The sequence below is a fragment of the Rhodococcus sp. JVH1 genome, assembly GCF_000280725.2.
Classification (GTDB): Bacteria; Actinomycetota; Actinomycetes; order Mycobacteriales; family Mycobacteriaceae; genus Rhodococcus_F; species Rhodococcus_F jostii_A.
This window is the reverse complement of the sequence record NZ_CP166289.1, coordinates 5570975-5583524: the sequence shown is the minus strand read 5'-3', so window position 1 is coordinate 5583524 and position 12550 is coordinate 5570975. Positions and strand designations below refer to the sequence as shown.

Sequence of the window (12550 nt, the reverse complement as noted above, 5' to 3'; positions counted from 1 at the left end):
CCGGCATCCATAGGCGATTCCTCACTGTCCGTTCGGCTCTGTGACTTTGTTTCCGGCCTCACACGGGTGGTCGACTGGCAGCACGCGTCACCCGGTTCCCGGCGGCGTCGACGAGTCATCGAGGAGCGTGATGTGAGCGGTCTGCATCTTCCCCAGCGCGTGCGGCACCATGCCGCAGAACGGCCCGGAGCACCGGCGGTGACGTGTGGTGACACCACGCTGACGTACGCGGAGCTCGACTGGCGGACCAATCGGATCGCAACCGCGCTGTCGGCGTTGACATCCGGCGGCGGCCGGGTCGGGGCACTGCTGCGGATGCGCACCGAGGGGGTCGAGACGTTCGTGGCCGCCGCCAAGTCGGGGCTGGTGTTCGTCCCGCTCAACTGGCGACTCCCGGCCGCCGAGGCCGCCGCGATCGCGGTCGATGCCCAGCTCCAGGTGCTCATCGTCGAATCCGAATTCGCTGCCGCCGCGGACGCCGTTCGCGACGCGCTCCCGAGTGTGGTCGTGGTGATCGTCGACGCCGCCGACAGCGACGTTCTTCGGCCCGGCACCTGGACGTGGGACCGGCTGGTCATGTCGGGCACCGCCACCGATCCGGGTCTCGGGGACGACCCCGACGCCGAGGTGCTGCAGCTCTACACATCGGGCACGACGGGCTTCCCGAAGGGCGTGGTCGCGACGCATCGCAACCTGCACAACGAGCCGGAGGGCCTGCTGATCTATCGCTGGAAGCCCGGCTCGGTGGCACTCGACGCCATGCCTCTGCTCCACATCGCGGGTGCCGGCTGGTTGAGCACATGTCTGTCGGCCGGCGTCCACGTGGTGATGCTCGGCGCGTTCGACGCCCGGCAGGTCGCCGAACTCGTCGAACGGCACCGGATCACCCACGCCTTCCTGGTTCCGTCGACCATTCAGATGCTCCTCGACGTGCCCGACCTCGACCGCTTCGACGTGTCGAGCCTCGAACTGGTGGCCTACGGGTCGGCGCCGATCACCACCACTCTGCTCCGGCGAGCGATCGATCGCCTCGGCTGTGGATTCGTGCAGCGCTACGGAATGACGGAGACGACGGGCTCGGTCACCGCCCTCGCCGTCGAGGACCACGACCCGTCCGGGCAACGCGCGCACCTGCTGCGCTCCGCCGGCAAACCCATGCCCGGTGTCGAGATCGAGATCCGGGACGTGGTCACCGGCGCCCGGCTCCCGGTGGGCGAATCCGGGGAGATCGTGTGCCGCTCACGCAACAACGTCGCGGGCTACTGGCGGCGGCCCGACGAGACCGCGCAACTGCTCACCCACGACGGTTTCCTGCGCACCGGCGACGCCGGGCACATCGACGAGGAGGGCTACCTGTTCGTCACCGACCGGGTGAAGGACATGATCATCACGGGAGGCGAGAACGTGTACCCCATCGAGGTCGAATCGGTGCTCGCCGAGCATCCGGCGGTCGCCGAGGTGGCAGTGGTCGGCGAGCCGCCCCGGACGTGGGGTGAGTCCGTGACGGCGGTCGTCCGGCTCGTCGATCCGGCGGACCAACCGGACGAGCAGGACCTGATCGCGTTCACCGCCGCCCGGCTCGCGTCGTACAAGAAGCCGCGGGAGATCGTCTACGTCGCCGAACTTCCGCGCGGAGCGAGCGGCAAGATCCTCAAACGCACCCTGCGCGAAGGACTCCGCGCCACGGAGGTGCCGTCGTGATCGTCACCGAAGACGTCGGTACCGTCCAGCGCGAGGCCTGGGCCCGCGGCGTCCTGCCACCGGTCGAACAGGTACGACCGGGATTGTGGTCGATCCCGGTTCCGATGCCGCGAAACCCGTTGCGCTACGTCCTGATCTACGCGCTCGCGCTGCCCGACGGTCTCGCCCTGATCGACGTCGGCTGGGATTCCGAGGAATCCTGGCGGGCCCTCGTCGACGGTATCGCCGAGACCGGGCACCACGTGACCGACGTCCGGTACGCCGCCGTCACCCATCTCCATCCCGACCACTTCGGTCTCGCGCCGCGGCTGCGGGAGGTCAGCGGGGCCGCGCTCGCGATGCACGGCGCGGATGCCGCACTGCTCGGCCACCATTCGCCGGAGGACGCCGCCTGCGACGAACAACTGTGGAACACCCAGCTCGCCCAACTCGGGGCCCCCACCGACATCCTCGCGGCCGCCCGCGTCGACCTCGTTCGCCTGGGAGCGGGCGAGTCCATGGACGTCGTGCTCGGTGACGGCACTCCGCTCGACCTGCCGGGCTGGGATCTGCGGGCGGTCTGGACCCCGGGGCACACTCCCGGTCACCTGACCTTCGTCGACGACACCCACGGGCTGATGTTCAGCGGCGACCACATGCTGCCCCGCATCAGTCCCAACATCTCCACGGTCCCCGGCGAACTGGAGAACCCGCTGCACCGCTACCTGCTGTCGCTGCACGCCACCACCGCCATGCCCGACGGCGAGGTGCTGCCGGCCCACGAGTACCGCTTCCGGGGCATCGCCGACCGCGCCCGGCAACTGATGGGTCATCACGAGGAACGCTTCGCCGAAATCGTCGACGCCCTGGGCGTGCACCCCGAATCGACGGCGTGGGAGATCTCGCAACACATCTCGTGGTCGCGGCCGTTCGAATCCATGTCCGACCGCCTGCTCCGCCTCGCGGTCCGCGAAACCCATGCCCACCTGCTCGTTCTGGCCGACCGCGGGAGCATCCGCTCACTCGGCGGGCACCCCGAACGCTGGACCCCGACACCGTAAGGAAGACACCCCATGAGCGTGGTTCTCACCGAATTCTCCGACGGCGTCGCCGTCATCACCCTGAACCGGCCGGAGGCGAAGAACGCCGTCGACCTCGAGGTCGCCAAGGCACTCGCCGCCGCGATCGACGAGTTCGAGGCGCGGCCCGACCTGACGATCGCGATCCTCACCGGCGCCGGGGGAACGTTCTGTGCGGGGATGGATCTGAAGGCGTTCACCCGCGGGGAGCGGCCGTCGCTGCCCGGCCGCGGCTTCGGCGGGATCACGGAGGCCCCGCCGACGAAGCCGCTCATCGCCGCGGTGGAGGGCTGGGCCCTGGCCGGCGGCTGCGAATTGGCGCTGTCGGCCGATCTGATCGTCGCCGCCCGCGACGCCAAGTTCGGCATCCCCGAGGTCAAGCGGGGGCTCGCCGCCGCCGCAGGTGGCCTGCTGCGACTGCCGAAGGTGCTGCCGTACCCGATCGCGATGGAGATGGCGATCACCGGCGACCCCCTCACCGCCGAGGTGGCGCACGCGCACGGACTCGTCAACCGGCTCACCGAACCCGGGCAGGCCCTCGACACCGCCCGTGCACTGGCGGCACGGGTCGCCGCCAACGGTCCCCTCGCGGTGCGCGCCACCAAGCAGGTCGTCGCGATGTCCGCCAACTACACCGACCCCGACGCGTTCACCGGGCAACGCCGCTTCCTCGATCCGGTGTTCGCTTCGGAGGACGCCCAGGAGGGTGCGCGCGCCTTCGCGGAGAAGCGCCCGCCGGTATGGCGTGGCCGCTAGTCGCATGATCGGCACAGCCCGCATCACGGCTTCCGTACGATGACCGCGTGGACCTGCATCTCGTCACCTACTTCGTCGCGGTAGTCGATCACGGCGGGATCACCAGGGCCGCGCAGTCCCTCTACATCTCGCAACCGTCGCTTTCGCAGGCGATCCGCACACTCGAACGCCGCCTCGGTGTCACCCTGTTCGACCGCACCGGGCGGCGTCTCGAGCTGACCGAGGACGGCCGCACCCTCGACGTCGCCGCCCGCCGAATCCTCGCCGACGTCGAGCGGGCCAAGGCCAAGGTCGCCGCCGTGCGCGAACTCGTGTCCGGCCGTGTCGACGTCGTCACGTACGCGGCGTTCTCGATCGATCCGATCGTCGACCTGGTGCGCCGGTTCCGGGAGCAGTACCCCCGCGTGACGGTCCGCATCATCGACGCCGACGGCCCCACCGGCGTCCTCGGCGCCCTGCGCCGCGGCGAGGCCGAACTCGGGGTGATCGACCTGTCCGTCGACCACAGCGCGCTGCGCTCGGTCCCCATCGGCGACCAGGAGCTGGTACTCGCCCTGCCCGATGCACTCGCCGAGACCCTCCCCGATCCGGTGCCCCGCTCGGCCGTCCGCGACATTCCGCTCGTTCAGGATCTCGGGGACAAGAGCGACGCGGCGCTGATCACCGACCTCGTCGGCGAGCCCGCGAACGTCGTCATCGACTGCACGCACCCGGGCGCCACGTGGGAGCTGGTGATGCGCGGCGCGGGGGCCACCGTCCTCCCCCGCCTCGTCGCCGAGGAACAGTTGCGCGGGGTCTCGATCCGGTCGATGACGCCGAAGCTGACCCGCCCCGTCGGTCTCGTCCAGCGGTCCGGGCCGGGATCACCGGCGGCCTCGGCGTTCGTCGCGATCGCACAGGCCACCCGAACACCGGCACCCGAGTGAGGAACTGAGCACATGGAGTTGCGTCAGGTCGAGTACTTTCTCGCCGTCGTGGAACACGAAGGCATCAACGGGGCCGCCGCGTCGCTCGGCGTCGCACAGCCCACCATCTCGCAGGCGTTGCGCGGGCTCGAGCGGGAACTGGGTGTGCAGCTGTTCCACCGCATCGGCCGGGGCATGGTGCTCAGCGCCGCAGGGCGCAGCATGGTCGGGCCGAGCAGGCAGATCCTGCGCGACGTCACCGCCGTCGAGGACCTCCTCGCGACCTCCGACGGGGCACTCGCCGGCCGACTGGACATCATGGCGTTTCCGGCGTTGGCGATCGGGCCCCTCGTCGGCCTGGTCACCGAATTCCGGCGGACCCACCCGAATGTGATGGTCCGGTTGGGTGAATTGAAAGACGAGGCGCAGGCCGGATCGCTGATAGAGGACGGCCACTGCGAATTCGTGGTGGCGCACCTGCCGCTCGACGACGCCCGCCTGGACGTCGTCGAACTCGGCGAACAGGAGTACTGGCTCGTGTACCCCCCGGGCACCGACCTGCCGGAAGGTCCCGTTCCGCTCGCCGCGCTCCCCGACATCCCGATGGTCTTCGTCCCCCGCGGCCACTCCGTCGCCAACGAGATCGAGGAATCGATCCGTCACGCCGGGGCACGCCCCACTCTCGCGGCGCTGTCCGATCACCGCGAGGCGCGACTTCCCCTGGTACTCGCGGGAATAGGCGGAACCCTGCTGGAACGGTCGATCGCGGAGGCGGCCCAGGACCGTGCGGTGGTCCGCCGCGCGGAGCCGACGATTGCCCGCACCTTCGGGATCGCATTCGATCCGGACATGCTCTCCCCCGTCGGGCACGCGTTCGTCGAACTCGTGCAGGCGCACACCTCGCAGACCTGAACACAGCTCATAGGTTTCGCCTCATCCTGCGTGTCCCAGAACGACTTTGTGGCGGGACGTCTCCGGTGATCGACTGGCGGAGCGGCACGGCGCCGGCCACCCGGGCGCCGCCGAGAGCCGCGCCGACATCGGGAGCCGCGTATGAGCATCGAGACCGTCAACTCGACCACAGACACCGAATCCGCTGAACACGACGTTCTGATCAGCCGGGACGGCGCGGTCGCGACGATCACCCTGAACCGGCCCACGCGACGCAATGCCATGACCCTCGACTCGTGGATCGCCTTGCGCGAGGCGCTCGGCGAACTCGCCCTCGACGACGCCACCCGGGTCGTGGTTCTCACCGGAGCGGGCGACGACTTCTGTACCGGCGCTGATCTCGACAAGCGCACACCCATGCACCCGCTGAACCGCATGCGCCAGATCAACGCGACGGCGCTGGCAGTCGACGAGTTCCCCAAGCCGCTGATCGCGAAGGTTCGCGGCTACGCCGTGGGAGCCGGCTGGAACCTGGCGTTGCTGTGCGACCTGCTCATCGCCTCGCGCAACGCGCAGTTCAGTCAGATCTTCGCCAAGCGTGGCCTGTCGGTGGATTTCGGCGGCTCGTGGCTCCTGCCGCGCATGGTGGGACTGCACCGCGCGAAACGTCTGGTCATGCTCGCCGAGATGATCGACGCCGAGCAGGCGGATGTGCTGGGACTGGTCAGCGAGCTCGTCGAGCCGGACGAATTGGACGCCACGGTCGCCCGGTTCGCCACCCGTCTCGCGGCCGCGCCGAGGGTGGCCGTCATGCAGTCGACGCGACTGATCGAGGACAGCACGACGTCGTCGTTGCGGGAGGCACTCGAGAACGAGGCGCGTTCGCAAGCGGTCAACTTTGCCACCGACGCTCCGGCCGCGCTCCGCGCATTCATCGAGAAGCGTCCCCCTGCGTTCAGCGGGGAGTGGCAGGTGCCGCAACCGCGATAATCGCGCCGTCGGTCGCACAGAAGCTGTGGCACAGCCGAGTGACGATCCGCGGCCCGCGTTCGGGATCGAACCACCGATCTATGTGCGCCCAGTGATACGGGTGTGTCATATACGGCCCGAGCAGCCCGTCCAGGTTCGCGTACTCCTGCTCCCACACGTGGGTCCACCGCGCGGAACCGGACGATTCGCGCACCCGGCTCAGCTGTGAGGTCCCGATCGTGCGGATATGGTTCGGCATCGCCCGCGTCTCGGATTCGAAGCGCTCCACCACCGCCGGGTCGACCGAATCGTCCACGGCGACAAACAGCGTCCGGTAGACGGTCGGTTCGAAATGCCTTGGGCCGGGAGTGGGCACGCCCGCGTAGCCGACGCTGTCGATGTGCCTGATCTCGGGGATGCGCAGCTGTGCGGTGATACCTGGTTCGACAGCGCGCCAGTGGGATTCGTCGTCGAAGTGGAGGTGCACGATCACGTCGCCCCCGTCGATTCCGCCGGGCAGGGTCGGTGTCACGAGAACGCGCCGGGCCGTGGGCGCAGCGACCTCGCGCAGCCTGCCGGCCAACGCCGTACCGGTGGAGGCATCCGCGTCGGGGACGAGGTGAACGAGCGTGGTCACCTTAAACATCGGTCATCGCCTCCACGTCCGCGGGCGAGCAGGAGACGGTGCGTCGCCGGGTGGTGAGAAACTCGTCGGCGTCGGCCCACCAGCGAAGCACCTCCGCATCGTGGCGTGCGAGGAGGCTTTGCTGCCACCATGCGCGAGCGCCCCGCAGAGTCCAGCTGACGGTCAGGGTGTTCGACTGGTCCTCCAGCCACACCGGCGGCGAGACGAGCACGCGATCGAGCGTCAGGCCACGCGCAATCGCGCCGGGCACGTAGCGCTCCAGGTAGTCGGCGAGAAACGCGCGAGCCCGCCCGGGCTCGACCACCATCTCGTCGACGATGTACACGATCGACTCGGCCGATACCATCTGCGCTCCCTTCTTCCCCCCACCAGGACGGTAGGGGGAAGAAGGGAGCGCCTCACAGAGTTGCTTCCACCCAGCGGGAGGACGATGTCAGGTCGTCGCGGCGGCGAGTTGCTCGCGCAGCTTCGTCTTGAGGATCTTCCCGGCCGCCGACGTCGGCAGCTGCTCGACCACCACGACGTCGCGTACCTTCTTGTACGGCAGCACCCGCTCGGCGACGAACGCGGACACCGCATCCGGATCGATCGTCACGTCCGGCATCGGCACCACGAACGCCACCGGTTCCTGACCGACGCTGCCGGCCTCCCTGCCGACGACGGCAGCCGAGGACACGTCCGGATGCGAGACCAGAATCTCCTCGAGCTCACGCGGATACACGTTGTAGCCCTTGTAGATCAGCATGTCCTTGGTGCGGTCGCAGATGAACAGGTACCCGTCCTCGTCCAGGTAGGCGATGTCGCCGGTGTCGAGCCAGCCGTCGACGTACTGCTGCGCCGTGATCTCCGGATGGTTCAGGTAGCCGTCCGTGACCTGCGGGCCGCGGACCCACAACTTGCCGCGGGTGCCGGCCTCCAGCACGGCGCCGGAGTCGTCCTGGGCACGAATCTGCACCTCGGTGTCGAACACCGGCAACCCCACGCTGCCGAGCTTGTACGCGACGGAGCCGGTCAACGGCGCGGAGGCGACGAGGCAGGTGCCCTCGGTCAGCCCGTACCCCTCGACCACGCTCGCCGACGGGAACGCCCGGCCCAGCGCCTCGAGCGTCACGTGATCGATCGGCGCCGCACCCGACGACACGACCCGCACCGAGTCGGTGTCTCGAACGACGGCGTCGGGGTGGGTGGCGACGGCATGCCACATCGCCGGACTGCCGGTGATGTACGTGGCGCGGTGCGTCTCGATCAACTCCAGCATGCGGCCCGGCTCGAATCGTCCGGCGAACACCTGCGTCGCCCCGGACAGAAGGAGGAACGACATGTTGATCAGCGCGTGGGCGTGGAACAGCGGCGACACGACGACGGTTGCGCCTGCGCCGGGCACCACACCGCGGTCCCCGAGACTTTCGACGGGTCGCAGTTCGATTCCGCCGTCGGCGGTGGCGCGCACCTCGTGACCCGCACGCCAGGCGATCATCTGGGTCACGTTGGCGAGGACGTTGCGGTGCAGCACCCGTACACCTTTGGACAATCCGGTGGTGCCGCCCGTGTAGGCGAGGTGGGCGACGTCGTCCCCGGACACCCTCGGGGTGAACGGTGCGGTGGCGTACCCGCGGACGAACTCCTCGAACCCGAATTGACCGCGACCTACGCCCGCGGGGAGGCCTGCCACCACGATGGTGCGTACGGTGGTGCCGCTCGCCGCCTCGGTGAGGGTGTCCAGTTGCGCGGGCGGGGTGACGGCGGCGACCGCCGCCGTGTCGACGATCTGCGAGCGCAGGCCGGGGCCGGGTTGCAGCGGATTGACCAGGGTGACGGTCGCGCCGGCCCGCAGTGCGCCGTAGTAGGCCACGACGAATTCGATGCAGTTGCCGAGGTGCAGGAGCACCACGTCGCGTTCGGTCACCCCCGAGTCCCGCAGGGCGGCGGCGAACGCGCCCGACCGCTGGTCGAGCTCGCGGTAGGTGCACACCGTGTCGCCGTCGACCACTGCGGCCTTGTCTCCGTACAGGTCCGCCATGGCGGACGGAAACGCCGCCAACGTCAGGTCGGGGTAATGCAGTACCGGTGCAGCAGAATTCACGTTCGGTCCCTTACTCGTCAGCGAGGTGCCATGCGGATGGCACCGTCCAGGCGGATGGTCTCACCGTTGAGGTAGCCGTTCTCCAGGATCTGGCAGGCGAGCTGCCCGAACTCGCTGGGCTTGCCCAGACGCGACGGGCCCGGCACGGACTTCTCCAGCGACGCACGCACGTCGTCGCGCAGCCGGGCGAGGAGCGGGGTGTCCATGATTCCCGGGGCGATGGTGCACACCCGGATGTTGCGGCTGGCGAGGTCACGGGCCGCGGTGACCGTCATGCCCACGATGCCGGCCTTCGATGCGGTGTAGTTGATCTGCCCGATCTGGCCTTCGAAGGCGGCGACGGACGCCGTCAGCACGACCGCGCCGCGCTCGCCGTCGATCTCCTCCTGTCGCGCGATCCGTTCCGCCCCGAGGCGCAGGGCGTTGAACGAGCCGACGAGGTTGAGCCGGATCACGAACTCGAAGTCCTCGACGGAGCCTGCCTTGCCGTCGGAGTCGAGGATGCGCATCCGCCGGCCGGCCCCGGCGCAGTGCACGATGCCGCGCAGGCCACCGCGGTCGTCGGCGACGTCGAGTGCGGCCGCGAACTGCTCGGAATCGGTGACGTCGGCGGGGGCGAACTGCGCTGCGCTGCCCAATTCCTTCGCTGCCGCCTCACCGTTGGAGTTCGGGAGGTCGATGAGCGTGACCTGAGCGCCTGCGTCGACGAGGCGGCGTGCCGTCGCGAGTCCGAGACCGGACGCACCGCCGGTGACCGCGGTCGAGATTCCCTCGAGTTCCATCGTGCGGGTGTTCCCTTCGAAAAGTGTTGTCGGATCAGAGAAGTTCGAGAATGGTGGCGTTGGCGAGGCCGCCCGCCTCACACATGGTCTGCAGTCCGTACCGGATGCCGTTGTCCCGCATGTGGTGGACGAGTCGGGTCATGAGGATCGCGCCGGAACCGCCGAGCGGGTGACCGACGGCGATGGCGCCGCCGAGCGGGTTCAGCCGGTCCGTTGCGGCGCCGGTCTCCGCCTGCCACGCCAGCGGGACGGGGGCGAAGGCCTCGTTCACCTCGAATGCGCCGATGTCGTCGATCTTCAGTCCGGACCGGGTCAGTGCCTTCTCCGTCGCGGCGATGGGTCCGGTCAGCATGATCACCGGGTCGTCGCCGGCGACGGCGCAGGTGTGGATGCGGGCCATCGGGGTCAGACCGAGTTGCGCGGCCTTCTCGCTCGTCGTGACGAGCAGTGCGCCGGCGCCGTCGGAGATCTGCGAGGAGTTGCCCGCGTGGATCACGCCGTCCTCCTTGAACACGGTCTTCAGCCTGCCGAGAGAGTCGAGTGTGCCGCCGCGGCGGATCCCCTCGTCCCCGGCGAGGACGTCGGAGAGCGGTGCGAGTTGCCCATCGAATGCTCCCCGGTCCGCGGCGTGCGCCGCGAGTTCGTGGGATCGCAGCGCGTACTCGTCGAGCACCTGACGGGAGAGCCCCCACTTCGCGGCCATCATCTCGGCGCCGGTGCCCTGGCTGAACCCGTCGACGCCGTACCGGTCGAGGACGGCCGCCGGGAAGTGCTCGCCATTCTTGCTGGCGCTGCCCATGGGAACCCGGCTCATGGACTCCACACCACCGGCGACGACGACGTCCTCGTGGCCGGCGATCACGGCGGCGGCGGCGAAGCTCACGGCCTGCTGGCTCGATCCGCACGCCCGGGTGAGTGTGGTGCCAGGAACCGTCTCCGGCCAGCCGGCGGCGAGGACGGCGGTGCGGGCGACGTTGCCTGCCTGCTCCCCCACCTGGCTGACGCAGCCCCACACGACGTCGCCGATCTCCTCCGGGGAGAGACTGGTACGCGCCGCGAGGGCCTCGAGGACGTGCGCCGACAGATTGGCGGGGTGGATTCCGGACAGGGAACCGCCACGCCGCCCGATGGGCGTGCGGACGGCGTCGACGATCACTGCATCGCGCATGGTGTGTTCCTTCGATCTGAGGGGGTCACTCGAATCAATCACGGGCGATGTCGTCGGCACAACGACTTTCGGCCGAACGCAGGGTTAGTTCGTGCCTATGTCCGCAGCGTCGCCCCGGACCAGCTTCTTGTCGCGCTCGGGGTTCGCGAAGACCAGCGCGCCGACGGCGCACACGGCGGCGACGAGTCCGAGCGCCTGGAACGCGGTGGCATAGCCCGCGGCGGGCGAGGCCGCCGCGTCGACGATCAGACCTGTCGCGTAGGGGGCGACGAGGCCACCGATCGCCATGACGGCGAGAAAGACGCCCAGGGTGCCCGCGGTCTGACGGGGCGGGCAGATCTCCGAGATCGCCGCGTTGAGCAGCGGGAACACCGATGCGGCGAAGCCGTAGCCGACGGAGACGACGAGGACGGCGACGGCGGGTGCGGTGATGGACGGCAGCGCCAGCAGAATCGCGCCGCAGATCAGCACCCCGACGGCGGGGACGATGACGCGGACGACGCGGGACGTCGAGCCACGTGCGAGCAGACGGTCGCCGATCACGGACGAGAGCAGCATCAGGATCAGCCCGGCGATGCTCGGGAACGCGAACATGGAGCCGGCCTGGAGGCGGCTGTATCCGAGGCCCACCTCGAAGTACGAGGGCAGCCATGTCAGAACCACGGCAACCAGTGCATACACGCTCATGACGAGAAACGCGCCGCTGATGAACGTCCGGGTCCGGAAGATGCGACCCCACGGCACCGCCGGTTCGCCCGCGTCACCGGGGGCCGCGGAATCGGCGCCCTTGCCGCTGCGAATGTACGGGCCCTCGCTCCAGACGGTCAGCCACACGACGCACCACAGGACGCCGATGACCGCCAGCGCGACCAGCGCGTAGCGCCATCCGAACGTGACGGTCACGAATGCGAGAGCAGGCGCGACGGCGATCTTGGCGATGGACGCGGCACCGGCGAGCAGAGCGCTCGGCAGTCCGCGCTTGGCGGGTGCGTGCCACGAGTACGCCGCCGTGTGGAGCAGCGCGGAACTCGGCCCCTCGGCGAGCCCGAGCAGCAGGCGGCTGACCAGCAACACCGCGAAAGACGCGACGACCACGAGCGGGAGTATCGCGACGGACCAGGCGATCGCGAGCAGCAGCAGCGCCCACCGCAGCGACATCCAGCGGTTCAGCGCGCCGGCGAAGAACCCGCCGACTGTGAAGGTCAGGAAGAAGAGGCTTCCCACCAGCCCGATTTGCGAGGCGCTCAGTCCCAGCTCGTGGGCGAGGGGTTGGGCGATGATGCCGAGGACGGCCTTGTCTGCGTAGTTGACGACGTAGAGCAGCACGAGGAGCCCGGTCAGGCCCCAAGCGCGGCTGCGGGACTCGGAACCGATGGCGACGGTCCGGTCGAGGATGGCAGTGGAGCGGGTCACGTGGTGATCCCTTCGGGGGCGTGGTGGCGTGGGTCACAGTGTCACGGTTCATTCAACGTACCGGGGTGCCCGCGATCAATACGCACTCGGCGAAGGCACCGGCTACGTCTGCCTATGGGTCGGCAGATTCGAGGAGCCTCCGTGCATTGGACTGCGCTATCCGACCGATAGCCGAACG

Annotated in this window: 12 protein-coding genes; 6 read left to right on the top strand and 6 right to left on the bottom strand. The window is 69.3% G+C overall.

Annotation, left to right across the window (positions count from 1 at the left end; all coding sequences use genetic code 11):
* The first annotated feature begins 132 nt into the window (after positions 1–132).
* The 6 genes from JVH1_RS25860 to JVH1_RS25835 all read left to right on the top strand — a co-directional run bounded on the left by JVH1_RS25860 (position 133) and on the right by JVH1_RS25835 (position 6301).
* The gene (locus JVH1_RS25860; RefSeq protein ID WP_009474952.1) at positions 133–1701 is read left to right on the top strand and encodes a long-chain-fatty-acid--CoA ligase; all 1569 of its coding nucleotides are present in this window, start codon (positions 133–135) and stop codon (positions 1699–1701) included.
* The gene (locus JVH1_RS25855) at positions 1698–2741 is read left to right on the top strand and encodes an MBL fold metallo-hydrolase (protein ID WP_009474953.1); all 1044 of its coding nucleotides are present in this window, start codon (positions 1698–1700) and stop codon (positions 2739–2741) included. Before JVH1_RS25860 ends, JVH1_RS25855 begins: the two co-directional genes overlap by 4 nt.
* A gap of 12 nt (positions 2742–2753) precedes the next feature.
* Positions 2754–3515, top strand: a complete 762-nt coding sequence (locus JVH1_RS25850) for a crotonase/enoyl-CoA hydratase family protein (protein ID WP_009474954.1) — start codon at positions 2754–2756, stop codon at positions 3513–3515.
* A 47-nt stretch (positions 3516–3562) separates the two neighbouring features.
* Positions 3563–4441, top strand: a complete 879-nt coding sequence (locus tag JVH1_RS25845) for a LysR family transcriptional regulator (RefSeq protein ID WP_009474955.1) — start codon at positions 3563–3565, stop codon at positions 4439–4441.
* 12 nt (positions 4442–4453) lie between these two features.
* Positions 4454–5332 (top strand): LysR family transcriptional regulator, encoded by an 879-nt coding sequence (locus tag JVH1_RS25840; RefSeq protein ID WP_009474956.1) that lies wholly within the window; start codon positions 4454–4456, stop codon positions 5330–5332.
* A gap of 141 nt (positions 5333–5473) precedes the next feature.
* On the top strand, positions 5474–6301 hold the full coding sequence (locus JVH1_RS25835) for an enoyl-CoA hydratase/isomerase family protein (protein WP_009474957.1): 828 nt from the start codon (positions 5474–5476) through the stop codon (positions 6299–6301).
* On the opposite strand, the gene JVH1_RS25830 is transcribed toward JVH1_RS25835, so the two are convergent.
* From JVH1_RS25830 to JVH1_RS25805, 6 genes are all read right to left on the bottom strand, one after another.
* On the bottom strand, positions 6267–6926 hold the full coding sequence (locus tag JVH1_RS25830) for a Dabb family protein (RefSeq protein ID WP_043778955.1): 660 nt from the start codon (positions 6924–6926) through the stop codon (positions 6267–6269). The two genes, JVH1_RS25835 and JVH1_RS25830, sit on opposite strands and share 35 nt — an antisense overlap.
* Positions 6919–7272: a hypothetical protein gene (locus JVH1_RS25825; protein ID WP_009474959.1), complete on the bottom strand. Its 354-nt coding sequence runs from the start codon at positions 7270–7272 to the stop codon at positions 6919–6921. The genes JVH1_RS25830 and JVH1_RS25825 overlap by 8 nt, the downstream gene beginning before the upstream one ends.
* Before the next feature lie 87 nt (positions 7273–7359).
* Positions 7360–9009, bottom strand: a complete 1650-nt coding sequence (locus JVH1_RS25820; RefSeq protein ID WP_009474960.1) for a class I adenylate-forming enzyme family protein — start codon at positions 9007–9009, stop codon at positions 7360–7362.
* A 17-nt stretch (positions 9010–9026) separates the two neighbouring features.
* Positions 9027–9791 carry an SDR family NAD(P)-dependent oxidoreductase gene (locus JVH1_RS25815; protein WP_009474961.1) on the bottom strand — a complete coding sequence of 255 codons (765 nt, stop codon included), beginning with the start codon at positions 9789–9791 and terminating at the stop codon, positions 9027–9029.
* 34 nt (positions 9792–9825) lie between these two features.
* The gene (locus JVH1_RS25810; RefSeq protein WP_009474962.1) at positions 9826–10959 is read right to left on the bottom strand and encodes a thiolase family protein; all 1134 of its coding nucleotides are present in this window, start codon (positions 10957–10959) and stop codon (positions 9826–9828) included.
* Between the two features lie 84 nt (positions 10960–11043).
* The gene (locus tag JVH1_RS25805; RefSeq protein WP_009474963.1) at positions 11044–12372 is read right to left on the bottom strand and encodes an MFS transporter; all 1329 of its coding nucleotides are present in this window, start codon (positions 12370–12372) and stop codon (positions 11044–11046) included.
* Between the last annotated feature and the right edge of the window lie 178 nt (positions 12373–12550).